This window comes from Bradyrhizobium sp. UFLA05-125, from assembly GCF_059803515.1.
In genome coordinates this window covers 25,688-48,775 of sequence record NZ_JBANBJ010000021.1, presented here as the reverse complement: position 1 = coordinate 48,775, position 23,088 = coordinate 25,688, and the positions used below count along the sequence as shown (strand labels likewise).

General features: G+C 64.7%; 19 protein-coding genes. 12 read left to right on the top strand and 7 right to left on the bottom strand.

Annotation, left to right across the window (positions count from 1 at the left end; translation table 11 throughout):
• Window positions 1-3: 3 nt before the first annotated feature.
• The 6 genes from SO156_RS19950 to SO156_RS19925 all read right to left on the bottom strand — a co-directional run bounded on the left by SO156_RS19950 (window position 4) and on the right by SO156_RS19925 (window position 7,528).
• Window positions 4-2,220, bottom strand: a complete 2,217-nt coding sequence (locus tag SO156_RS19950; RefSeq protein ID WP_498535977.1) for an ABC transporter permease — start codon at window positions 2,218-2,220, stop codon at window positions 4-6.
• Window positions 2,213-2,995: an ABC transporter ATP-binding protein gene (locus tag SO156_RS19945; protein ID WP_458146412.1), complete on the bottom strand. Its 783-nt coding sequence runs from the start codon at window positions 2,993-2,995 to the stop codon at window positions 2,213-2,215. Before SO156_RS19945 ends, SO156_RS19950 begins: the two co-directional genes overlap by 8 nt.
• Complete coding sequence (locus SO156_RS19940; protein ID WP_498535976.1) at window positions 2,988-4,115, bottom strand: branched-chain amino acid ABC transporter permease; 1,128 nt, start codon at window positions 4,113-4,115, stop codon at window positions 2,988-2,990. Before SO156_RS19940 ends, SO156_RS19945 begins: the two co-directional genes overlap by 8 nt.
• 1 nt (window position 4,116) lies before the next feature.
• On the bottom strand, window positions 4,117-5,127 hold the full coding sequence (locus tag SO156_RS19935) for a branched-chain amino acid ABC transporter permease (protein WP_498535975.1): 1,011 nt from the start codon (window positions 5,125-5,127) through the stop codon (window positions 4,117-4,119).
• Between the two features lie 195 nt (window positions 5,128-5,322).
• Window positions 5,323-6,150 carry a helix-turn-helix domain-containing protein gene (locus SO156_RS19930; protein WP_458146415.1) on the bottom strand — a complete coding sequence of 276 codons (828 nt, stop codon included), beginning with the start codon at window positions 6,148-6,150 and terminating at the stop codon, window positions 5,323-5,325.
• A gap of 127 nt (window positions 6,151-6,277) precedes the next feature.
• A complete protein-coding gene (locus tag SO156_RS19925; protein ID WP_498535974.1) occupies window positions 6,278-7,528 on the bottom strand; it encodes an ABC transporter substrate-binding protein in 1,251 nt (416 codons plus the stop codon).
• 324 nt (window positions 7,529-7,852) lie between these two features.
• Here SO156_RS19925 and SO156_RS19920 point away from each other — a divergent pair, with 324 nt between their 5' ends.
• From SO156_RS19920 to mmsB, 12 genes are all read left to right on the top strand, one after another.
• Complete coding sequence (locus SO156_RS19920) at window positions 7,853-9,043, top strand: fumarylacetoacetate hydrolase family protein (RefSeq protein WP_498535973.1); 1,191 nt, start codon at window positions 7,853-7,855, stop codon at window positions 9,041-9,043.
• Window positions 9,044-9,321: 278 nt separating this feature from the next.
• Window positions 9,322-10,287, top strand: coding sequence for a galactofuranose ABC transporter, galactofuranose-binding protein YtfQ (ytfQ, locus tag SO156_RS19915; protein ID WP_498535972.1), 966 nt, complete (start codon window positions 9,322-9,324; stop codon window positions 10,285-10,287).
• A gap of 182 nt (window positions 10,288-10,469) precedes the next feature.
• Entirely contained in the window at window positions 10,470-12,014 is a 1,545-nt protein-coding gene (locus tag SO156_RS19910) for a sugar ABC transporter ATP-binding protein (protein WP_458146419.1), read from the top strand.
• Entirely contained in the window at window positions 12,011-13,003 is a 993-nt protein-coding gene (locus SO156_RS19905; protein ID WP_458146420.1) for an ABC transporter permease, read from the top strand. The genes SO156_RS19910 and SO156_RS19905 overlap by 4 nt, the downstream gene beginning before the upstream one ends.
• Window positions 13,000-13,980, top strand: a complete 981-nt coding sequence (gene yjfF / locus SO156_RS19900; RefSeq protein ID WP_498535971.1) for a galactofuranose ABC transporter, permease protein YjfF — start codon at window positions 13,000-13,002, stop codon at window positions 13,978-13,980. The genes SO156_RS19905 and yjfF overlap by 4 nt, the downstream gene beginning before the upstream one ends.
• Window positions 13,977-14,747: a FadR/GntR family transcriptional regulator gene (locus SO156_RS19895; protein ID WP_458146422.1), complete on the top strand. Its 771-nt coding sequence runs from the start codon at window positions 13,977-13,979 to the stop codon at window positions 14,745-14,747. Before yjfF ends, SO156_RS19895 begins: the two co-directional genes overlap by 4 nt.
• 2 nt (window positions 14,748-14,749) lie before the next feature.
• Window positions 14,750-15,676, top strand: coding sequence for a Gfo/Idh/MocA family protein (locus tag SO156_RS19890; RefSeq protein WP_458146423.1), 927 nt, complete (start codon window positions 14,750-14,752; stop codon window positions 15,674-15,676).
• Window positions 15,677-15,678: 2 nt separating this feature from the next.
• Window positions 15,679-16,755 carry an aldose epimerase family protein gene (locus SO156_RS19885; RefSeq protein WP_498535970.1) on the top strand — a complete coding sequence of 359 codons (1,077 nt, stop codon included), beginning with the start codon at window positions 15,679-15,681 and terminating at the stop codon, window positions 16,753-16,755.
• Complete coding sequence (locus SO156_RS19880) at window positions 16,752-17,633, top strand: SMP-30/gluconolactonase/LRE family protein (protein ID WP_498535969.1); 882 nt, start codon at window positions 16,752-16,754, stop codon at window positions 17,631-17,633. The genes SO156_RS19885 and SO156_RS19880 overlap by 4 nt, the downstream gene beginning before the upstream one ends.
• A gap of 74 nt (window positions 17,634-17,707) precedes the next feature.
• Window positions 17,708-18,781: a multiple monosaccharide ABC transporter substrate-binding protein gene (gene chvE, locus SO156_RS19875; RefSeq protein ID WP_458146426.1), complete on the top strand. Its 1,074-nt coding sequence runs from the start codon at window positions 17,708-17,710 to the stop codon at window positions 18,779-18,781.
• Window positions 18,782-18,962: 181 nt separating this feature from the next.
• Window positions 18,963-20,540, top strand: coding sequence for a multiple monosaccharide ABC transporter ATP-binding protein (mmsA, locus tag SO156_RS19870; protein WP_458146427.1), 1,578 nt, complete (start codon window positions 18,963-18,965; stop codon window positions 20,538-20,540).
• Window positions 20,537-21,727: a multiple monosaccharide ABC transporter permease gene (mmsB, locus tag SO156_RS19865; protein ID WP_498535968.1), complete on the top strand. Its 1,191-nt coding sequence runs from the start codon at window positions 20,537-20,539 to the stop codon at window positions 21,725-21,727. Before mmsA ends, mmsB begins: the two co-directional genes overlap by 4 nt.
• 185 nt (window positions 21,728-21,912) lie before the next feature.
• On the opposite strand, the gene SO156_RS19860 is transcribed toward mmsB, so the two are convergent.
• Entirely contained in the window at window positions 21,913-22,725 is an 813-nt protein-coding gene (locus SO156_RS19860; protein ID WP_458146429.1) for a Crp/Fnr family transcriptional regulator, read from the bottom strand.
• Between the last annotated feature and the right edge of the window lie 363 nt (window positions 22,726-23,088).

Below are 23,088 nucleotides of genomic sequence, written 5' to 3'. Positions count from 1 at the left end.
CGGTCACCTCACCATTCTCCGGCGCGCCCCGGTGCGTCCGAACAGGGTCTTGAATGCACTGACGACCGTGGAGGCGAACTCGGGATCGTTGATGTTGTTCTTGACGCGGACGAGCTGGCGATTGCTGGTCTGCCGCACCGTGCGTTCGAGCGCACGAAACAGCGCGGCATCGGCCTCGGGGTCCCAGAACGGCCGTCCATGCGCATCGAGGGCGGAGACGCCGCCGTCGGGGACATAGAACCGCACCGGCCCGTCCATCTGATTGAGCCGCTCGCCGATCCATCGTCCCATACGCTCGTTCTCGTCCACCGTGGTCCGCATCAAGGTGACCTGCGGATTGTGGACGTGGAATTTGCGGCCGCGATAGCGCTCGGGGATGGTGTCGGGCGCGCCGAAATTGACCATGTCGAGCGCGCCCACGGAGCCGACATAAGGTACGCGGCTGCGGATGATCGCGCCGAAGCGATCTTCGGTCGCCGGAAATACCCCGCCCATCAGGAGATCGCAGACCTCCGTCGTCGTCAGATCGATGACGCCGGCGAGCTGGCCAGACTCGACCAGCTTCTCCATCGAGCGTCCGCCGACGCCAGTAGCGTGGAACACGAGGCATTCGAAATCATCGCGCAGATCGGCCGCGATCTTTTGCACTGCCGGGGTGGTCACGCCGAACATGGTGATGCCGATCGCTGGCAGGCTTGCGCTCGCGGCGCGCTCGTTGGCCTCGCGCTGGTCGAGGCGCGCCTTGACCATGCCGGCAAGCGCGTTGGCCCCGTTGGCGAGCACGGCGCGCGAGATCGAGTTGAGGCCCTGCACGTCGGTGACCGAATACATCATGGTGATATCGGCCGGCCCGACATAGGGGCCGACGTCGCCGGAGGCGACCGAGGAGATGATCAGCTTCGGGACGCCGATGGGAAGGGCACGCATGCCGGGTGCAACGAGCGAGGCCGCGCCCGAGCCGCCGGCTGAGATGACGCCAGCGACGTTGCCTTGGCGGCGGAGCCAGTTGGCGAATGCATCGGCCATCGCGGTCACGGCAACACCGCGGTCGGGACCAAACACGGCCGACCCGCCGCGTCCGTGATTCAGGGCGATCTCCTGCGCGGAGACGTCGCAGCTCGTGTGTCTGCCACTGGTCGAGACGTCGACGAGCCGCGTGCGCAGGCCATTTTCCGCGATGATGTCACGGATGAAGCGCAGCTCGGTGCCTTTGGTGTCGAGCGTGCCGACGACGAGCACGACGGGCGGACCCGAGGTTTGCGCCGCGCCGGGTTCGCGCTTGCGTCGCGCCGACTCGTCCAGCCGTGCCACTTGCGTCGAGAGCGTGCGCGCCGCGGCCTCGATGCGCGCGATCGGCACCGGCTGCGACCAGCGCGTCGGCGGCGTCGGGTTGGAGATGTAGATGCGGATCGGGCCGCTCGGTCGCGTGGGCTGCGGCGCAACTTTTGTCTCAGAACCTGCCGCGGGGATATCGATCTCGGGCCCAAGCTCGGCATGAAGCCCAACACCGAGCAGGCGCTGCTGCAAATCGCGGTCGGCGGCAAGGCGAACCGAATCGATGATGCGATTGATCCGGCCGTTGACCATGATTGCGACGTTGCGCGAGATCGCGGTGGCAACGCCGATATTCTGCTCGATCACGAGCACCGACATGTCGCCGTCCTCGCCGAGCCGCAGCAGCATGTCCTCGACCTGGGCGACGATGACGGGCGCAAGGCCCTCGGTCGGCTCGTCCATGATGAGGAGCTGCGGGTTGGTGAGAAGGGCGCGCGAGATCGCAAGCATTTGCTGCTCGCCCCCGGAAAGCTGGCCGCCGCCGTGGCCCTTGCGCTCGGCGAGCCGCGGAAACGTGTCGTAGATGCGTTCGACGGTCCAGGCGCCACTGCGGATGCCGCCGGCAAGCCGCAGATGCTCGTCCACGCTGAGCGACCGCCAGAGCCGGCGTCCCTGCGGGACATAGCCGACGCCGAGACGCGCGATATGCGCCGGCGGGCGCCGCGTGATGTCTTCGCCGCGAATGCGAATCGAGCCGCTGCTCACCCGCACAAGCCCCATGATCGCCTTGCACAGCGTGGTCTTGCCCATGCCGTTCCGACCGACCACGGAGAAAACGCCCGCATCGAGCGCGAGGTCGACGCCTTGCAGCGCGTGCGAATGGCCGTAATAGACGTCGAGACCCTTCACCTCGAGCGCGGCCGCGGAGCGACGGACCTCATTCATGGCCGCCTCCGAGATAAAGCTCCTGGACCTCGGGGTCGGACTGGATCTCCTGCGGCAGGCCCTCCTTGAAGATGCGGCCGTTGTGCATCATCGTGACGCTCTCGACGACGCGCAGCGCCACGTCCATGTCGTGCTCAATGATGATGTAGCCGATATGAGCAGGTAGGGACGTCAGGATCTCGATCAGCTCCAGCCGCTCGGCGGGCGAAAGACCTGCGGCCGGCTCGTCGAACAGCACGAACCGCGGCGCGCCTGCGAGCGCCAGCGCGATCTCCAGCTGGCGCTGCTGGCCGTGCGCGAGCTCGGCGACACGCTGATCCCTGACGTTCGTCAGATGCACCGCCTGCACGAGATTGTCTGCGGCATGTATCAGCGCGTCGTTCTGCCCCGGCCGCAGGAGCGAAAAGCGCCCGCGCGAGACGCCGCGACAGGCGAGGTAGACATTGTCCTGCACGGTGAGGCCGGGGAACAGGGCTGAGATCTGGTAGGTCCGCCTCAGGCCGCGGCGGATACGCTCATAGGGCGGGAAGTGCGTGATGTCCTCGCCGAAGAAGCGGATGGTGCCGGAGGAGGGCGGGAAGTCGCCGGTGATGCAGTTGAACAGCGTCGTCTTGCCCGCGCCGTTGGAGCCGAGCACGGCGCGCCGCTCGCCGGGGCGAACGGTGATGGTGACATCGGTGAGTGCAGCCAGCGCGCCGAACAGCCGTGTCACGCCGCGCAGCTCGAGCGCGGCGCCGGCGCCGACGGCCGAGAGGCGATGGGCGACGCTATCCATGACCGGATCCTTGGGCAGATCCTTGGGCAGATCCTTGGACCGATCTTTGGCCGCTGCGCCCGATTGGGCGCGTCGGGGTGGTGCGCTGGCGCCAGCGCTGCCAGAGCCCGATGACGCCATCCGAAGACCAGAACACGATGGCGAGGAAGCCGAGCCCGATCAGCAGCCGGAAACGGTTGCCGTCGAGCCCGATCTTGACCAGGAAGTCGAGCGCGAAGGTGCGCAGCAGTACGAAAATCAGCGCGCCGATGTAGGGGCCGATAGGCCGCGTGATGCCGCCGACGATCGCAATAATGAGAATGTCGATGCAGGCGCCAACGCTGACCGAGCCGGGCGAGATCTGCCGGTAGTTCCAGACCTGCAACACGCCCGCGAGCGCCGCGACGAAGGACGCAAACGCGTAGGCCGCGACGCGATGGGCATTGACGTTGAAGCCGAGTGCGGCCATGCGGCGCGGATTGTCGCGCACGCCCTGCAAGGCAAGGCCGAACGGCGCGCGCGAGATGTATTCGACCGCGAAGTAGCAGAGCGCGGCGACACTGAGCACGACGTAGTAGAAGGGAATATCGGCGCGCCAGTTGACGCCCCAGAAGCGCGGTGTGCCGACGTTGTTGATGCCGGTGTGGCCGTTGAAGATAGCCCAGTTCTGGTTGGTGAAATAGTAGAAGGCCGCGCCGATCGCGAGCGTGATCATGATGGTGTAGATGCCCTCGGTCCTCACCGCGAGCGCACCGCCGAGCGTGCCGAAGGCCGTGGCGAGCGCGAGAGCCATGGGAACTGCGAGCCACCATGGCCAGCCCAGGCTGATATTGGCGTTGTCGCTGGTGCCGAACACGGCGACCATGTAGGCGGCAAAGCCGGCCACAGTGAGCTGCATCAGGCTGACCATGCCGCCATAGCCGGCGAGGAACATCAGGCTCAGCGCGATGGTGCCAAGGATCAGCGTCGTCGCAAAGATCTCGATCAGGAAGAAGCCGTTGGCGATCAGCGGCATGATCAAAAGGATGATCGCGACGATCCAGGCGGCGGGATTGTCGATCTCGGGCCATCCTCGCAGCGCGGGCCGCTGCGCGCCGGAGGCGGTGCGAACGGGGACGCGTGCGTCGTGGGTGACCGACATGTCAGCGCCTCGCCAGCAGGCCTTGCGGCCGGAGCGCCAGCACCAGCACCATGATCAGGAAGGTCACGACGATCGCATAGGTCGGGATGTAGACCGAGCCGAGCTGCTCGGCGAGGCCGATGATCAGCGCGCCGAGCGCCGCGCCGGGGATCGAGCCCATCCCGCCGACGATCACGACCACGAGCGAGGCGAGCAGGAAGCGGATGTCCTCACCGGGCGATAGCGATTGAAACGTGCCGCCGACGACGCCGGCAATGCCGGCGAGCCCGGCGCCGAGCGCAAAGACCAGCACGAACACGACCTGGATGCGTACACCGGTCGCGGCCAGGATGTCGCGGTCATCGACCCCGGCGCGGATGATCATCCCGATCCGCGTGCGGTTGAGCGCCAGCCACATCGCGATGCCGATCACCACGGACGCGGCGAAGATCACGAGCCGCACCAGGGGGTAGCGCAGATAGACCGGCTCGCCCGAGGATTTGAGTGCCGTGATCAGCGGCAGCTCGACGGGACCGATCAGCCAGCTCGGGGTCTGGATCTGGTAGAAGTCGCCACCGGCGGCCCATAGCATGAGATCGGCGAACACGATCGAGAGCCCGATCGTCACCATCGTCTGGCGCAGGTCCTGGCCCTCCATGCGGCGGAAGACGATCACCTGGAGCAGGATGCCGACCAGCGCTGTCAGGATGAAGGCGACGATGAAGCTGAGGATCCACGAGCCGGTCGAGGCGCTGATGGCGTAGCCGACATAGCCGCCGAACAGATAGAGCGAGCCGTGCGCGAGATTGACGTTGCGCATCAGGCCGAAGATTAGGGTGAAGCCGCTTGCGACCAGGAAGTAGAGACCGCCGAGCGTAATGCCGTTGAAGACGGCGTTGAGGAACACCCGCTTGCGGCCGATCGCCTCTTCCAGTCCCGGCGGCCAGACCGCGAAGATCAGCCACAGCGCAAGCGCAATCGCGATGATGACGATCAGCGCCCAGGCGGGATGGCGTTCGACGAAGCGGGTCATGGCAGCCGCTCCACCGCGGAGGCGCCGCGCCGACGATCATCCCGATGCAGGTCAGACAGCCCTGAGCAGGCTGCGTACCACGCCATGGACGTGCATCTCCCTGGGCTCGCGTTCCTCTTTCGGGATCGCGTTCCGCGTATCCTAGCGAGGACACAAGGAGAGTGTTTGATCGAGAGTATCTTTTCGCGCGCGGCTTTACGCGCGCAAAACCTTGGCGGCGCGGCGATAATCGGTCGGCGCCATGCCGACATTGGCAGCGAAGAAGCGGGTGAAACCGCTCTGCGAGGAGAAGCCGAGATCGAAGCCGATATCGGCGATCGGCGCTTCGCTCGCGACCAGCGCCTCCAGCGCCTGCTCCATGATCAGCGTGTTGAGATAGAGATGCGGGGTCACGCCGGTCTGGGTGCGGAACAGGCGGTAGAAATGCGGCCTCGACAGGCCGGATTCACGCGCGATGGTGTCGAGCTCCATCTCGGCGCCCGGGCTTTCCGACATCAGCCTGATGCATTTGCGCACGCGGAAGTCGGTGACGGCGCCGGCCGCGCGGGCGTCGCGCGTGATTTCGGCCTGCTGCCAGCTTTCGTCGTAGCAAATGTCGATCAGCCGCCTGAGTTCGGAGTCGAGGCTCGAGAGCGAGGGGGCGCCGCACACCAGCGCTGCGGTCCTTCGGATGTGCTTGTCGAGCGCCGGCGTGCGCTTGAATTGGGTGCGGCCAAAACGCAGCCGGTCCGCGCCGGGTGCATCGGGCGCGAACCACTCCGCGTTGACGTAGAGCACGAAGAAGATCGCGCCGGCGTCGAGATCGGAGGGCAGGAAGTTGTGCGGTTCCCAGGGATTGACGGCGACGACGGAAGTTTCATTGAGCTGGAAGCGTCCGTCGCAAACATCGATGCACGCGGGCATGCCGCCGACATGAAATATCAGATGACCCTCGCGATGCGCGTGGATGTTGAAAGGGCGGTTCAACTGATAGACCGTCGCCCGACCAAACCGGCCGTGGAAGACGGCGAGCGCCCGGCTCATGCCATCCCCTCCCGATGTTGTCTTGTTTTGCCGTTAGCGTTCAACAACCGGGGAGAGATTGCAAGGGCGGTGAGATCCGCGCCTCGCAAATCGCTCCCCGGTCGCCGCAGTTGCGAACGTGATTGCGTCAGTACTTCTTACATTCTGGCACTGTACGGCTCGGCAATCCGATCTTGGCAAATACCGCCGGATCGTAGCCGAGGGTCTGGTTCACGTTCGGGATCACCTTCACGACCTTCGAGAACAGCGCGCCCTTGCCGTCATCGACGACCTCGGTCACGAAGTTGGTGCCGATCGCCTGGCGGTTGGAGTCGAGCTTGATCTTGCCGTTCGGCGCATCGAGCTCGATCTTTGCCAGCGCAGCCTTGTACTTCGACTGATTGTCGCTGAGGTCGCCGTTGACCTGGCGCAGCGCGAGGATCAGCGCCATGGTCGAGCCGTAATAGTTGGTCGCGAGCAGCGACGGGCTCGGGAAGCGCTTGTTAGGCGGGAAGGCGTCCTGATAGTCCTTCACGAACTTCTGCCAGCCCGGATCCTCCCAGGTGTCGGCCTGGCCGCTCGCCGCCAGCGTTCCGATCAGCGCGTTCTTGGCGTTGCCCTTGGAGGACAGGATGGTCTGGTCGATCATGATCGAGCCGCCCATCAGGTGCGCCTTGCCGCCGGCCTGCTGGTACTGGTTGAGGAAGTTGACGGCGTCGGCGCCGCCCAGGCCCAGATAGATCGCGTCGACATCGTCAGGCAGCGCGGCGATCACCGAGGCAAAGTCCTTGGTACCGAGCGGCACCCACTGCCGATTGGTGACCTGTCCGCCCATGCCGCAGAATTCGAGCACGAGGCCGAACACCTGCGTGTAGATGAAGGAATAGTCTTCGCCGACCGTCGCGATCTTGCGATAGCCCTTGTTCTCATAGGCATATTTGCCGAGGCCCACCTGCCACTGTGCGCCGTCCATGTTGTAGCGGAAGAAATTCGGCGCGGGATCGACATAGGTCGTTTCCTGCGCGCCCGAGGCCGCGTTGATGAACGTCAGCTCGGGATGGGTTTTGGCGAAATTCTTCACCGCGATGCCTTCGTCGCCGGACAGCGGCGAGAGCAGGATCTGCACCTTGTCCTGCTCGATCAGCTTGCGCACCGCACGCACGGCGGAGTCGGGTGTTGCGTCGGTCGAGGCGATGACGAATTCGAGTTCCTTGTCGCCGACTTTCTTGCCGAGCACGTTGAGCGCCGTCTGGAAGCCGCGGATGCCGTCCTCGCCGAGCACAGTGTAGGTGCCTTCGAGGGTTGCGGTGACGCCGACCTTGATCTTCTCCTGAGCCATTGCTGCGCCCGAAAGCAACAGGCTGCTCAGCGCGATAAGTCCCACACTGCCTTTCAACATTGCTCTCCTCCCTGTGTCGTCATTATTCATCGTCATTATTCATTCGCCGGAAGCTCGTTGGCACGAGGCACACGGTTCTTGAGTGAAGGCTAACCGAACTCGGATGCAGCGCACGCGTCGGAGCCATGCGTGGCTTAACGGGCAGTCTCATTTTGAATGTTGCGTCGCAAATGGTTCCGCGGTGCAATAGGCGAGGGCGCCCGGCGCGGTTGCATCGTATGCTGCCAGTGGCGGAGCGGCCGCAAATGGTGTTTTTGGTGCTGGCGAGCGGCGCGCCTCTCGTGCCGTCTGCGCGTGACAACGAATGAGAAAAGGACCGATGCAATGAAGTCGGAAACGGCCAGGATGACACTGACGGCGAAGGATGTCTTGCCGGAGGACGGGACGCGCGGCACGCTGGTTGGCCGCGTCTGGTTGCCGCAGGTCAATGGTCCCGCCGTGGTCGCGGTGCGCAGCGACGGCGTGTTCGACGTCACTGCGCGGTTTGCAACCGTCAGCGCGCTGTGCGAGGAGGCCGATCCGGCAAAGGCGGTGCGCGAGACCAGGGGCGAGCGGATCGGCGATCTCGAAGCGATCGCAGCCAACACGCCGCCCGATCAACGCGACCGGCAAAAGCCCTGGCTGCTGGCGCCGGTCGATCTCCAAACCCTGAAGGCCGCCGGCGTGACCTTTGCCGTCTCCATGCTCGAGCGCGTGATCGAGGAGCGGGCAAAGGGCAATCCGGCATCGGCCGAAGCGATCCGGAAAGAGGTGACGCGGCTCATTGGCGACGATCTGTCGAAGCTCAAGCCCGGCTCGGACGGGGCGATGCGGCTGAAGCAGGTGCTGATCGAGCAGAACGCCTGGAGCCAGTATCTCGAAGTCGGCATCGGCCCCGATGCGGAAGTCTTCACCAAGGCGCCGGTGCTATCGTCGGTCGGCGCCGGCATGGATGCCGGGCTGCATCCGAAATCGACCTGGAACAATCCCGAGCCGGAGCTGGTGCTGTTCGTCTCGAGCCGCGGCAAGATCGTCGGCGGTGCGCTCGGCAATGACGTGAACCTGCGCGACTTCGAGGGACGCTCGGCGCTGCTGTTGTCGAAGGCCAAGGACAACAACGCCTCCTGCGCCATCGGCCCGCTGCTGCGGCTGTTCGACGACACCTTCTCCCTCGATGACGCACGCAAGCTGGACATCAGCCTCAACGTCAAGGGGCAGGATGGTTTTGTGCTCAACGGCCATTCCTCGATCAGCAAGATCAGCCGCGATCCCACCGATCTCGTCGCGCAGACGATCGGCACCGTGCATCAATATCCTGACGGCTTCGTGCTGTTCCTCGGCACGATGTTCGCGCCGGTCGAGGATCGCGATGCGCCGGGGCAGGGGTTCACCCACAAGCCCGACGACATCGTCACGATCGCAGCCCCCGAGCTCGGCAAGCTCACCAACCGCATGCGCGCAAGCGACGCGTGCGAGCCCTGGAGCTTCGGCATCGGTGCGCTCATGAAGAACCTTGCTCAGCGGAAGCTGCTGTAACGCCCCGGGTGCCAGCATCGGGTAAGATGACGTGCGAAGCCGGTGCTGGCCTTGCCTCCGCAAAAAATGTCGAAAACAACCCCATGCAAAGTAGGGCCGCGGGGTGCGAGGCAGCGTGCCAGCGTCAAAATCTCGGGATCAGTCATATAGTCAAATAATATGACTATACACGGTTGGGCTTCCGTGAAATGGTGCCTCCCGCCGCCCAGAGGGGCGGTCTAGCAGGTGCCATGATACCGATTGGCATCCGAGATAAACATTTTTGGGAGACACGCCTGATGACCCTCAAAGCCCTCTTTGCGGCCAGCGCCACCGCCGCACTGCTGCTTTCGCTGCCGGCCAATGCCGGCCAGCTCACCATCGGTTTTTCGCAGATCGGATCGGAATCCGGATGGCGCGCCGCGGAGACCTCGGTCTCCAAGCAGGAAGCGGCCAAGCGCCAGGTCAACCTGAAGATTGCCGACGCGCAGCAGAAGCAGGAGAACCAGATCAAGGCGATCCGGTCCTTCATCGCGCAGAACGTGGACGCGATCTTCCTCGCGCCGGTCGTCTCGACCGGATGGGACGCGGTGCTGAAGGAGGCCAAGGAAGCCAAGATCCCGGTCGTGCTGCTCGACCGCGACATCGATCCCTCGGGCAAGGACCTCTATCTCACCGCGGTCACCTCGGACAGCGTGCACGAAGGTGAGGTTGCCGGCGAGTGGCTCGCCAAGACGGTCGGCGAGAAGGCCTGCAACGTCGTCGAATTGCAGGGCACGGTCGGCGCCAGCGTCGCCACCAACCGCAAGAAGGGCTTTGACTCCGTCGTCGCCAAGCATCCGAACCTGAAGGTGGTGCGTAGCCAGACCGGCGACTTCACCCGCGCCAAGGGCAAGGAAGTGATGGAGAGCTTCATCAAGGCCGAAGGCGGCGGCAAGTCGATCTGCGCGGTCTATGCGCATAATGACGACATGATGGTCGGCGCGATCCAGGCCATGAAGGAAGCCGGCCTCAAGCCCGGCAAGGACGTCCTGACCGTCTCGATCGACGCGGTTCCCGACATCTTCAAGGCGATGGCCGCAGGCGAAGCCAATGCCACGGTGGAGCTGACGCCGAACATGGCCGGGCCGGCGCTCGACGTCATCGCCGCCTTCAAGGACAAGGGCACCGTTCCACCGAAGTGGATCCAGACGGAATCGAAGCTCTACACCGCCTCCGACGATCCGCAGAAGGTCTATGACAGCAAGAAGGGCCTCGGTTACTGAGCCCTATCGTGCGCCACTGTGGCGGGCGAGCATGATCCGGAAAAGTGTGTAGCGGTTTTCCGACAAGATCATGCTCAAACCAGTCGCTCCAGTGGCGCACCCCCCTTCGAAACTGCTAAGCGTGGTGAATTGGCTGGACGTCCGCAACCCCACAAGCGGACGCCGGCGGGAGTGACGTCGCAATGGAGACCGGCCCGGATTCTGCCCCTTGTCTGCTGGAGGTGCGCGGGATCAGCAAGAGTTTTGGCGCTGTGCATGCGTTGCAGGACGTTGATTTCACGCTTCGTGCCGGCGAGATCCATGCCCTGCTCGGTGAGAACGGCGCCGGCAAGTCCACGCTGATCAAGGTGGTCACCGGCGTATTCCCGCGCGATGCCGGAATCGTTCGGCTCGGTGGCGTCGAGGTCGCGCCACGATCGTCGAAGGCGGCGCTGCAAGCTGGTATTGCCACCGTCTACCAGGAAGTAAATCTGCTGCCCAATCTGTCGGTGGCGCAGAATCTTTTTCTCGACCGGCAACCGATGCGCTTCGGCATCGTCCGCGAAGGCGAGATGCGGCGGCGCGCAAAGGCGCTGCTCGCCGAGTTCGGCCTCGACATTGACGTGGCGGCGCCGCTCGGCAACTACTCCGTCGCGATCCAGCACGTCACCGCGATCGCACGCGCCGTCGACCTGTCGGCGCGGGTTCTCATTCTCGACGAGCCGACCGCGAGCCTCGACCGCCACGAGGTCGAGATTCTCTTCAAGATCATGCGACAGCTTGCCGGCCGCGGCATTGGCATCGTCTTCGTCAGCCACTTCCTCGACCAGGTCTACGAAATCTCCGACCGCATCACCGTCCTGCGCAACGGCCGCCTGGTCGGCGAGCGCGAGACCGCATCGCTGTCGCGCCTCGAACTCATCCGCATGATGCTCGGTCGCGAGCTTGCGGAGACCACTAGCGCACGCTCGGCTGCGAGCGAGCATCAGGCGCGTGAGATCTGCGCGAGCTTCGAAAACTACGGGAAGGCTGGCTACGTCGCGCCATTCAATCTCGAACTGCGCCATGGCGAGGTCGTAGGTCTTGCCGGTCTCCTGGGCTCGGGGAGGACCGAGACGGCGCGGCTGGTGTTCGGCGCCGAGCGTTCCGATCAGGGCCAGGTGAAAGTGGAGGGCGCGCCAGTGCGGCTGCAAACCCCGCGCGACGGCGTCCGCTACGGTTTTGGCTACTGCCCGGAGGAGCGCAAGACCGAAGGCATCGTCGCCGAGCTCACGGTGCGTGAGAACATCGTGCTCGCGCTCCAGGCCAAGCGCGGCCTTTACCTGCCACTGTCGCGCCGCGAGCAGGATGAGATCGCTGCGCGCTTCATAAAACTGCTCGACATCCGTCCGCCTGACCCCGAGCGCCCGGTCGGCCTTTTGTCCGGCGGCAATCAGCAGAAGGTGCTGCTGGCGCGCTGGCTCGCGACCTCGCCGCGGCTCCTCGTACTGGACGAGCCGACCCGTGGCATCGACGTCGGCGCGCATGCCGAGATCATCCGCCTGATCCGCGAGCTCTGCGACGACGGCCTCGCGCTGCTCGTGATCTCCTCCGAGCTCGACGAGATCGTCACCTATTCGGATCGTGTCGTCGTGCTGCGCGATCGCGTCCATGTCGAGGAGTTGCAGGGCGAGGCGATCGACGTCTCCAATATTTTGGCGGCGATCGCCGCCGACGGCAGCGCTGTCGCGCAGGAGGGCAGGCCATGACCGCTCTTCTGCCGCGCCGAGGCCTTGCCCAGATATTTGCGCTGATCGTCATCCTGGCGGTCGACCGCGCAGTCTCGCCACAATTTTTCGATCTGCGCCTTCAGGACGGGCGACTGTTCGGCAGCATGATCGACGTGCTCAATCGCGGCACGCCGGTGGCGCTGCTCTCGCTCGGCATGGTGCTTGTGATCGCCACGCGCGGCATCGATCTGTCGGTCGGTGCGGTCATGGCGATCTCGGGCGCGATCGCCGCGAGCCTAGCTGATAGCCACGGCCTGCCGGTGGTGCTGGCCGCTGCGCTCGGTGCGGGCCTTGTCTGCGGCCTCTGGAACGGCTTCCTCGTCAGCATCCTCGGCATGCAGCCGATCGTCGCGACGCTGATCCTGATGGTCGCCGGCCGTGGCATCGCCCAGCTCATCACCGAGGGGCGCATCGTGACCTTCACCTCGCCCGATCTGGTCTGGCTCGGCAACGGCGCCATCCTTGGCGTTCCCGTGCCGGTCGCGATTGCCGTGGGGATGCTGATCCTCACCGGCGCCGTGGTGCGCGGCTCTGCGCTCGGGCTCCTGATCGAGGCGACCGGCGGCAATGCGCGCGCGAGCGAGCTCGCCGGCGTCGGCACGCGCGCCATGATTTTGGCCGTCTATGTCTGGTGCGGCGTGTGCGCGGCGCTCGCCGGCGTGATCGCCGCAGCCGACATCATGGGGGCTGATGCCAACAATGCCGGCCTTTGGCTCGAGCTCGATGCGATCCTGGCCGTCGTCATTGGCGGAACCTCGTTGTTCGGCGGCCGCTTCAGCCTCTTGCTCGCCGTGCTCGGCGCGCTCATCATCCAGACGATGAACACGGGCATTCTCTTGTCGGGCTATCCCCCGGAATTCAACCTCCTGGTCAAGGCCGTGGTGGTGCTGGCGGTGCTGCTGTTGCAATCGCCGAAGCTGACCGGTATGGCCGGCATCGTGGCGCGTATCCGGGGGACGAAAGCATGAAAGGCCTGCCGCCCGTCCTCATTACGGCCATCGTGCTCGTCGCGGGCTTCGTGCTCTGCGCGCTGCAATTTTCCAACATTGCCTCGACCCGCGTGGTCTGCAATCTCCTCACCGACAACGCCTTCCTCGGCATCGTCGCGACCGGCATGACCTTCGTGATCATCTCGGGCGGAATCGACCTGTCGGTCGGCTCGGTGATCGGCTTTACCACCGTGTTCGTCGCGCTCGCGATCGAGCGCTGGGGCATGCCGCCGCTGGTCGCCTTCGTGGCGATCCTGGCGCTGTCCGCGGCCTTCGGCGCGGCGATTGGCGCCGTCATCCATCTGTTCGACCTGCCGCCGTTCATCGTCACGCTGGCCGGCATGTTCCTCGCGCGTGGCGCGAGCTTCCTGCTCTCGACGGAATCGGTGCCGATCACGGCGCCGATCTATTCGACGGTCTCGGACTTTGCGCTGCGACTGCCGGGAGGTGGACGACTGACGGCGGTTGCAATCATCATGCTGGTCATCGTGATCGGTGGCGCGCTGCTGCTGCAGCTCACCCGCTTCGGCGCCAACGTCTATGCGCTCGGTGGCAGCCGGGTCACGGCGAGCCTGATGGGTGTTGCCGTCGGCAAAATGACGATCCGCATCTACATGCTGTCGAGCCTGCTCGCAGGCATCGCCGGCATCGTCTTTTCCTTCTACACCGGCGCCGGCTATTCGCTCTCCGCCGTCGGCGTCGAGCTCGACACCATCGCTGCGGTGGTGATCGGCGGCACGCTGCTCACGGGCGGGCAGGGCTCGGTGGTCGGAACGTTCCTCGGCGTCCTCATTCAGGGCCTGATCCAGACCTACATCAATTTCGACGGGACACTGTCGAGCTGGTGGACCAAGATCGCGACCGGCGTTCTGCTGTTCGCCTTCATCGCTCTCCAGCAAGTCATGATCGCGATCGCGCGCCGGCCGACCGTGAGACCCGCGGGAGCCACGCCATGACCTCGCGCATCGTCGTCATCCCGACGCGGCGGGCCCATTCCAACCATGCGGAAGTGTCCCGCTCGATCGGCGTCGACATCATTGCCGGCCGCTATGCCGAAGGTACGCGGCTGCCTGGTGATGCCGAGCTGACCTCGATGTTCGGTGTCTCGCGGCCGGTGCTGCGCGAGAGCGTGAAGACGCTCGTGGCAAAAGGTCTGCTCACCACCAAGGCGCGGGTCGGCACCGTCGTGCGCGAGCGCGGCGCCTGGAACATGTTCGACGCCGACGTGCTGGCCTGGCATCTCGACGCCGGCATCGACAAACGCTTCCTCAACGACCTCGCCGAGATCCGTCTCGCGGTCGAGCCGCGCGCAGCGATGCTCGCGGCTGCGCGGCGCTCGGAGGAGGACCTCGCTGAGCTCAGGCGCAGCATGGATCGCATGCGGCGCGAAGCATCCGATTCCGCCGCCTTCGCCGATGCGGACCTCGCCTTGCACGTTGCGGTCGCGCGGGCGTCGGGCAATCTGTTCATGCGCTCGATCGGCCATGTCATTGAAGCTGCCTTGCGAGCGTCCTTCCTGCTCAGCGCGCCGGTCGAGGTCGAGGATCGCGACACGGTGCTGCTCTGGCACCAGAAGATCGTCGATTCGATCGCGGCAGGCGACGTCGAGGCCGCCTCGGCCGCCATGGTCTTCGTCATCCACAATGGCATGAGCCGTCATGAAGGCACGGTGATCGAGACGGCGCCGGCTCAGGCGACGTCATCGGCGCAATCTGGAGAATAAAAGTGACTGAACTTCGCATCGCCATCGTCGGCTTCGGCAAGATCGCGCGAGACCAGCACGTCGCCGCGATCGCGGCAACACCGGGCACAAGCCTTGTCGCCATCGCGAGCCGCAATGCCTCGCTGCCGGACCTGCCGCATTTCGCCAGCATCGAGGAGCTGCTGGCAAAGGGCCCGCCGATCGATGCGGTATCGCTGTGCACGCCACCGCAGGTGCGGCGCGCGCAGGCCGTCGCGGCGCTTGCCGCCGGAAAGCATGTCATGTTGGAGAAGCCACCGGGCCTCAGCCTCGGCGAGCTCGATCCGCTGGTCATGAAGGCTAAAGATGCGAAGCGGACGCTGTTTGCGACCTGGCATTCGCGCTTTGCCCCCGCCGTCGAGCCGGCGCGGCAATGGCTCGCCGCGCGCCGGATCAACTCCGTCCACATAAGCTGGAAGGAAGACGTCCGCGTCTGGCATCCGGGGCAGGGCTGGATCTGGGAGCCGGGCGGGCTCGGCGTATTCGATCCCGGCATCAATGCGCTCTCGATCCTGACCCGCATCCTGCCGCGCCAGGTGTTCGTGACGGCGGCGGACTTGTCGTTCCCAGCCAATCGCGACGCGCCGATTGCGGCGAATTTGGCACTCACCGACGCAGGCGGCCTGCCGATCACGGCCGAGTTCGACTTCCGACAGACCGGACCGCAGAGCTGGGACATCGTAGCCGAGACCGATCAGGGCCGGATGACGCTGTCGGGCGGCGGCGCCCGCATGGCGGTCGACGGCAAAGCCCTTGCGGAAGAGCCGGAAGCCGAATATCGCGGGCTCTACCGGCGTTTCGTCGAGCTTGCGGCGACGGGGGAGAGCGATGTCGACCTGACGCCGTTCCGTCTCGTCGCCGACGCCTTCATGCTCGGCAAACGCAACGTCGTCGAACCGTTCGTGGAATGATCATGGCAGTCAGCAGCATCACAAAGGACGTCTTCGGAACGCTGCCGGATGGCCGTGCCGTCGAGCGCGTGGTGCTGCGTGGGCAGGGCGGTTTCGAAGCGCGCATCATCACTCATGGTGCGGTAATTCAGGCGCTGATCGCCCCGGATGCCAAGGGCGCTACCGACGACGTCGTGCTCGGCTATGACGACTTCGCCGGTTATCTCGCTGAACGGAAGTTTTTCGGTGCAACCGTCGGCCGCTACGCCAACCGTATCGCGGACGCGCGCTTCGTGCTCGATGGCGAGACTGTGCAACTCGCCGCCAACAACGGCCCGAACGCGCTGCACGGGGGCCTGGACGGCTTTGACCGCAAGCTCTGGCAGATCGCCGACCTCTCTGACGGCGCGGAGCCTGCGCTCACGCTCACTTACACGAGCGAGCACGGTGAGGAAGGTTACCCCGGCCGGCTCGACGTTCGTCTCAGCTATCGCGTGACCGGACCTGCGGAGCTGTCGGTCAGCATGGAGGCGAGGAGCGATCGTCCGACGATCGTCAATCTCACCAATCACAGCTTCTTCAATCTGGAAGGGGCGACGTCGGGGACGCCGATCCTCGACCACAAGCTCATGGTCGCCGCTGATCATTTCCTGGCGATCGATCCGACCGCGATCCCGCTGGCGGGGCCGCCGCACGCGGTTGCCGGCACGCCATTCGACTTCCGGACGCCGACCGCGGTCGGTGCGCGGATCCGTCAGAGCGATCAGCAATTGCGCAACGGCAAGGGCTACGATCACACGTTCTGCCTTCCGCTTGACGGCAGCTTGCGTCTTGCTGCGCGTGTGGAGGCGCCGCGCTCGGGGCGCGTCATGGAGCTGTTCACGGACCAGCCGGGCTTGCAGGTCTATTCCGGCAACTACCTCGACGGCTCGGTGGCGGGCAAGGGCGGCCGGTTGTATAGGCAGTCCGACGCGCTGTGCCTCGAGCCGCACATCTGGCCGAATTCGCCGAACCGGCCGGATTTCCCGAGCCCGCGTCTTGCACCCGGCAGCGTTTACAAGCACCGCACCGTGTATCGCTTTGGGGTGAGCTCGCCATGACCGAGCAGGTGCCGACCTCTGTCCTGTGCGCCGAGCATTGCCATCTCGGCGAGGGGCCGACCTATGACGTCGCCACCGATACCGCCTGGTGGTTCGACATCCGGGAAGGCCGCCTTTACGAGGCTCATCTCGGGACTGGCAATATCCGCGTCCACGCCCTCGGCCGGATGGCGAGCGCGCTCGGCCGCATCGATGCCGAGCGGCAGCTGATCGTGGCCGAGGACGGCCTCTACATCCGCAGGCTAGCTGACGGCACGATGACGCTCTATCGCCCGCTGGAAGACAACAACCCGGCGACGCGGTCGAACGACGCGCGCGTGCATCAATCCGGAACGTTCTGGATCGGCACCATGGGCCGCAAGGCGGAAGCGGGCGCCGGCGCGATCTACGCGCTCCACCGCGGCAAGATCTCGATGCTGTTTCCCGGCATCAGCATTCCGAACTCGATCTGCTTCTCGCCGGACGGCGCCATCGGATATTTCGCCGACACTGCGCGGCACGTGCTCTATCGCGTTTCGCTCAATCCGGCGACGGGATTGCCGCGCGGCGAGCCGGAGGTGCTGGTGCGCCACACCGGCGTCGGCGGTCTCGACGGCTCGGTGGTCGATGCCGACGGATTGATCTGGAACGCACGCTGGGGCGGCGCCTGCGTCGACATCTATAGTCCGGAAGGCGAGCGCTTGCGCTCGCTGGCAGTGCCGGCGCTGCAGTCGAGCTGTCCCGCCTTCATCGGGCCCGATCTGTCACGCCTCCTTGTCACCTCGGCGTGGCAGGATATGGATACGGCGGCACGCGCCGCCGATCCGCAAGCCGGCTGCACCTTCATCCTCGAGGCTGCCGCGCGCGGTCGCGCGGAGCCCGACGTCAAGCTTGAATAGGAGATCCAAAGCATCACACAACACACCGAGTTCTCACTGCAACGACAACGTTCTTACACCTGAGGGAGTGAAGTATGCTGAAACTGAAGACGACCGTTCTCGCGCTCGCATTCGCGGGCGCCGCCGCGATGGCCTCATCGGCCCCGGCATTGGCCCAGGACAAGCCGACCGTTGGTATCTCGATGCCGACGAAATCATCGGCGCGCTGGATCGATGACGGCAACAACATGGTCAAGGTGCTGAAGGAGCGCGGTTACAACACCGACCTGCAATACGCCGAGGACGACATTCCGAACCAGCTCTCGCAGGTCGAGAACATGGTGACGAAGGGTGCCAAGGCGCTCGTGATCGCCGCAATCGACGGCACCACGCTCTCCGACGTGCTCAAGCAGGCCAAGGCCAAGGGCATCACCGTCATCGCTTATGACCGCCTGATCCGCGGCACGCCGAACGTCGACTACTACGCGACCTTCGACAACTTCCAGGTTGGCGTCTTGCAGGCGCAGTCGATCGAGAAGGGACTGGGCCTGAAGGAAGGCAAGGGTCCGTTCAACATCGAGCTGTTCGGCGGCTCGCCCGACGACAACAACGCCTACTTCTTCTACAACGGCGCGATGTCGGTGCTGCAGCCTTACATCGACAGCAAGAAGCTCGTCGTCGTGTCCGGCCAGATGGGCATGGACAAGGTCGCGACCTTGCGCTGGGACGGCGCTACCGCGCAGGCCCGCATGGACAACCTGCTCAGCGCCTACTACGGCAACAAGAAGGTCAACGCGGTGCTGTCGCCGTATGACGGTCTCTCGATCGGCATCATCTCGTCGCTGAAGGGCGTGGGCTACGGCAGTGCCGACCAGCCGATGCCGATCATCAGCGGCCAGGACGCCGAGGTGCCCTCGATCAAGGCGATGCTGCGCGGCGACCAGTACTCGACCATCTTCAAGGACACCCGCGACCTTGCCAAGGTGACCGCCGATATGGTCGACGCGGCGCTGGCCGGCAAGCAGGTCACGGTGAATGACACCAAGACCTATGAGAACGGCTCCAAGACCGTGCCGTCCTACCTGCTGAAGCCGGTCGTGGTCTACAAGGACAATTGGGAGAAGGTCCTGGTTGACAGCGGCTACTACAAGAAGGCGCAATTCCAGTAAGGTGCGCGCCTCCTCCCTCTCCCCGCTTGCGGGGAGAGGGTTGGGGTGAGGGGCAGTCTCCACGAGGGTGGGGATAGATGGTGTCGCGGAGACTCCCCCTCACCCGAAATCCGCGCTAAGCGCGCATTTCGACTTCTCCCCGCGAGCGGGGAGAGGTGAGCTAACGACGGGACACGAAGCCATGACGGCAATGTTGGAAATGCGCGGCGTCAGCAAGAGCTTTGCGGGCGTGCAGGCACTGCGCGACGTCAATTTCTCGGTTCAGGCCGGGGAGATCCATGCCCTGGTCGGCGAAAACGGCGCCGGAAAATCCACCCTGATGAAGGTGTTGAGCGGGGTCTACCCCCACGGCAGCTACGAAGGAACCATCGTATTCGAGGGCGAGGAGCGCCGCTTCCGCGACATCAATGATTCCGAGGCGCTCGGCATCATCATCATCCATCAGGAGTTGGCGCTGATCCCGCTGATGTCGATTGCGGAGAATATCTTTCTCTCGCATCCGCCTTCACAGCTCGGCGTCATCGACCGAGACGAGGTCTACCGCCGGACCCGGGAACTCCTGGCCCAGGTCGGTCTGAAGGAGTCGCCGGATACGCTGATCACCGATCTCGGCGTCGGCAAGCAGCAGCTGGTCGAGATCGCCAAGGCGCTCTCCAAGCGCGTGCGGATGCTGATCCTGGATGAGCCGACCGCCAGCCTCAACGAGGCCGACAGCGCCGCGCTGCTCGAGCGCCTGATGAAATTTCGTGAGCAGGGCATCGGCTCGGTCCTGATCTCCCACAAGCTGAACGAAGTCGCCAAGGTCGCCGACCACATCACGGTGCTGCGCGACGGACGCACCGTGGATGGCATCGACTGCCGGAGCGAGCAGGTCCAGGAGGACCGCATCATCCGCAGCATGGTCAACCGCGATCTCGCCCACCGATTCCCCGAGCGGAGCGCCAAGATCGGCGAGCCGGTCCTGAAGGTCGAGAACTGGTCGGTCTACCATCCGATCCATCCCGACCGGCAGGTCATCAAGAACATCAATTTCGGTGTGCGGCGCGGCGAGGTCGTCGGGATCGCCGGGCTGATGGGGGCAGGGCGCACCGAATTCGCCATGAGCCTGTTCGGCCGCTCCTGGGGCACCAATATCACCGGCCACATCCGGCTCGAGGGTAACGAGATCGTCCTGCCGAACGTGGCGGCGGCGATCGATGCCGGCCTCGCCTATGTCACCGAGGACCGCAAGCAGCTCGGCCTGATCCTGGCCGACGACGTCCGCAAGAATATTACGCTGGCCAGCCTCGACCAGGTCGCCCCCGGCAAGGTGATCGACGACATTGCCGAGCTGAAGGTGGCAAGCGACTACCGCAACCGGATGCGCATCCGCTGCTCCGACGTCTACCAGGAGACCGGCCAGCTCTCGGGCGGCAACCAGCAGAAGGTCGTGCTGTCGAAATGGCTGATGACCGACCCCAAGGTTTTGATCCTGGACGAGCCGACGAGGGGTATCGACGTCGGTGCCAAATATGAGATTTACTGTATCATCAACGAGCTGGCGGAGGCCGGTCGGGGCGTGGTGGTGATCTCGTCGGAAATGCCGGAACTGCTCGGCATCTGCGACCGCATCTGCGTCATGAACGACGGCGCTTTCGTCGGCGAGTTCGCCGGCCATGAGGCGACGCAAGAGAAGATCATGCGCGCCATCATGCGCAATGAGAGAAGCAACGGGAACGGCGTGCCTGAGGCCGCGGAGATGGGAGGAATGCAGCCATGACCGACAAGACGGTTTCGCTGCCCGAGGAGCGCCGGCACGCTGGCTTCATCAAGAACAATTTGCGCAACTACGGCATGCTGATGTCGCTGATTGCGATCATGCTGTTCTTCCAGATCATGACCGGCGGCACGCTGCTGCAGCCGCTCAATCTCACCAATCTGGTGCTGCAGAACAGCTACATCGTCATCATGGCGCTGGGCATGCTGCTCGTGATCGTCACCGGGCATATCGATCTCTCGGTCGGCTCGGTAGCCGGGTTCGTCGGCGCCGTGGCCGCGCTGCTGATGGTGAGCTATCATGTCGACTACACGGTCGCCTTCATCGCGTGCCTGCTGGTGGGCGCGGCGATCGGCGCCGCGCAGGGCTACTGGGTCGCCTATTTCAAGATTCCGTCCTTCATCGTGACGCTGGCCGGCATGCTCGTGTTCAAGGGCCTTGCGCTCGCGGTGTTGCAGGGCCAATCGCTCGGACCGTTCCCGTCGACCTTCCAGAAATTGTCCTCGGGCTTCATTCCGGAGTTCCTGCCTGAGGCCGGCACGCTGCATCCGACCTCGATGCTGATCGGCGCCGTGCTGGCCCTCGGACTGGTCTATGCTGGCGCGAAGAACCGTTCGCGCGAGCAGTCGCACGGCATCGAGGTCGAGCCCTACGCGTTCTTCCTCGGAAAGAACGTCGTGCTCGCCTGTGCGGTGCTCTATTTCACCTATCTGATTGCGACCTATCGCGGCCTGCCTAACGTGCTCGTGATCATGAGCGCCCTCATCGCGCTGTACGGCTTCGTCACCCGCCGAACCGTGATCGGCCGCCAGATCTATGCCGTCGGCGGTAACGCCAAGGCGGCCAGCCTGTCGGGCATCAAGACCGAGCGGCTGACCTTCTTCACCTTCGTCAACATGGGTGTGCTGGCTGCGCTCGCCGGTCTCGTCTTCGCCGCGCGGCTCAACACCGCAACGCCGAAGGCGGGCCTTGGCTTCGAGCTCGACGTCATCGCCGCGTGCTTCATCGGCGGCGCGTCGGCCTATGGCGGCGTGGGGCGCGTCGGCGGTGCCGTGGTCGGCGCCATGATCATGGGCGTGATGAACAACGGCATGTCCATCCTCGGCATCGGCATCGACTACCAGCAGGTCATCAAGGGCCTGGTGCTGCTCGGTGCGGTCTGCATCGACGTGTACAACCAGCGGCGGTAGCCAATTCGACGGTACCTTAGGGTAGGCAAAGGCGCGCGAGCGCCGTGCCCACCGTATTCTCTCTACATCGCGCAGAAGTGGTGGGCACGCTTCGCTTTGCCCACCCTACATTTTCGTCTATTTCGTGGGCACGTGCTCGTGCGACACTGTTGGCTATTTCAGGCTGATCGGATCGAGAACATGCTTCATCTTCTCTCTCGCGAAGCGGCTCTGGATTCAGGACCCGCTTCGTCGAAGGTGGCAATCGAGCTTTCCCGGACTGGGGCAAACGCGGGTTGCGGCGCCGACAATTCCTGGCAATACATCCGATCGATCTTCTGCTGCATGAGCGCATAGCAGTCGCATGCGGCCCTCTCCAGCCGCGCCCGGTGGATCTCTACGAAGCCGCGCCGGTCGGACGGGATGGCGCCCGCCTCGCGAAGCTTGCTCATCGTCAAAGTGACGGTCGTCCGCCGCACCCCGAGCAATTGTGCAAGCGCCTCCTGCGTCACGGGAAGAAGATCATCGGGAACGCGGTCGTGCAGTTGCAGCAGCCACCGCGCCATGCGGCCATCGACGCGATGCAGCGCGTTGCAGGCGGCGACGTGCTGGAGCTGTAACAACAGCGCGCGGGCGTGCACCTGCACGACATGCCTGATGGCCGCGCTCCGCGCGCAGGCAGCCCGGAACTTCGCGGCGGATATCAGCGATGCCGTGCCCGCCAGGCGTGCAGTCGCTGTGACGGATGAATGCGACGGACCGAGTACGGAGAACGAGGCCAAAGCACCTTCCCGTCCCATCAACGTGGTTGCGACCGTTTGCCCGTCCGGCATATCGAGCATGAAGGCGATCGCGCCGCTGTGGGGAAAATAAACCGGGTCGAGTTCGTCGCCCGACCGCACCAGGACGGCATCGGCTTCGAACGAGACCTTCTGGAAGTGGGGCGTGAGCAAGCCCAGATCCTCGGGCGGCAACGCCGCCAGAAGCCGATTCCCAATGCCGGTGCGGTGAACGGTCACGATGCCTCTCGGTGAACGAGCAACCCAGGAACGACGCTGGCTAGCATCCATGAAAGTGAGTTCGTGTCAACGCGGCGCGCGCCGGCAAGGTCGGTTTTACATGCGCGGCAGTCCGGAAGCGGAACACACGGAGTGGTCGAGGCAAAGCCAACCAACAACGCAGCGTGCAACATTTCGATTCCAAAAAATTAAATTATCCGAAATTGAAGCGACGAATGGAATCTATCGAAACAGAGCGATTGCCGGAGATCAAGCACGGGGAATTGCGGATGCGGAACCGGCATCCTACTGCGTCGTGAACAGCACCACCGCGATCGCGACCGAACAGACAGATCGCAGATACGGTCGCCGCCGTCGACAGCA

Excerpts from the sequence above, each read along its gene's own strand:
- SO156_RS19950 (WP_498535977.1), bottom strand. The coding sequence starts at position 2,220 with ATGAATGAGGTCCGTCGCTCCGCGGCCGCGCTCGAGGTGAAGGGTCTC.
- SO156_RS19945 (WP_458146412.1), bottom strand. The coding sequence starts at position 2,995 with ATGGATAGCGTCGCCCATCGCCTCTCGGCCGTCGGCGCCGGCGCCGCG.
- SO156_RS19940 (WP_498535976.1), bottom strand. The coding sequence starts at position 4,115 with ATGTCGGTCACCCACGACGCACGCGTCCCCGTTCGCACCGCCTCCGGC.
- SO156_RS19935 (WP_498535975.1), bottom strand. The coding sequence starts at position 5,127 with ATGACCCGCTTCGTCGAACGCCATCCCGCCTGGGCGCTGATCGTCATC.
- SO156_RS19930 (WP_458146415.1), bottom strand. The coding sequence starts at position 6,150 with ATGAGCCGGGCGCTCGCCGTCTTCCACGGCCGGTTTGGTCGGGCGACG.
- SO156_RS19925 (WP_498535974.1), bottom strand. The coding sequence starts at position 7,528 with ATGTTGAAAGGCAGTGTGGGACTTATCGCGCTGAGCAGCCTGTTGCTT.
- SO156_RS19920 (WP_498535973.1), top strand. The coding sequence starts at position 7,853 with ATGAAGTCGGAAACGGCCAGGATGACACTGACGGCGAAGGATGTCTTG.
- ytfQ (WP_498535972.1), top strand. The coding sequence starts at position 9,322 with ATGACCCTCAAAGCCCTCTTTGCGGCCAGCGCCACCGCCGCACTGCTG.
- SO156_RS19910 (WP_458146419.1), top strand. The coding sequence starts at position 10,470 with ATGGAGACCGGCCCGGATTCTGCCCCTTGTCTGCTGGAGGTGCGCGGG.
- SO156_RS19905 (WP_458146420.1), top strand. The coding sequence starts at position 12,011 with ATGACCGCTCTTCTGCCGCGCCGAGGCCTTGCCCAGATATTTGCGCTG.
- yjfF (WP_498535971.1), top strand. The coding sequence starts at position 13,000 with ATGAAAGGCCTGCCGCCCGTCCTCATTACGGCCATCGTGCTCGTCGCG.
- SO156_RS19895 (WP_458146422.1), top strand. The coding sequence starts at position 13,977 with ATGACCTCGCGCATCGTCGTCATCCCGACGCGGCGGGCCCATTCCAAC.
- SO156_RS19885 (WP_498535970.1), top strand. The coding sequence starts at position 15,679 with ATGGCAGTCAGCAGCATCACAAAGGACGTCTTCGGAACGCTGCCGGAT.
- SO156_RS19880 (WP_498535969.1), top strand. The coding sequence starts at position 16,752 with ATGACCGAGCAGGTGCCGACCTCTGTCCTGTGCGCCGAGCATTGCCAT.
- chvE (WP_458146426.1), top strand. The coding sequence starts at position 17,708 with ATGCTGAAACTGAAGACGACCGTTCTCGCGCTCGCATTCGCGGGCGCC.
- mmsA (WP_458146427.1), top strand. The coding sequence starts at position 18,963 with ATGACGGCAATGTTGGAAATGCGCGGCGTCAGCAAGAGCTTTGCGGGC.
- mmsB (WP_498535968.1), top strand. The coding sequence starts at position 20,537 with ATGACCGACAAGACGGTTTCGCTGCCCGAGGAGCGCCGGCACGCTGGC.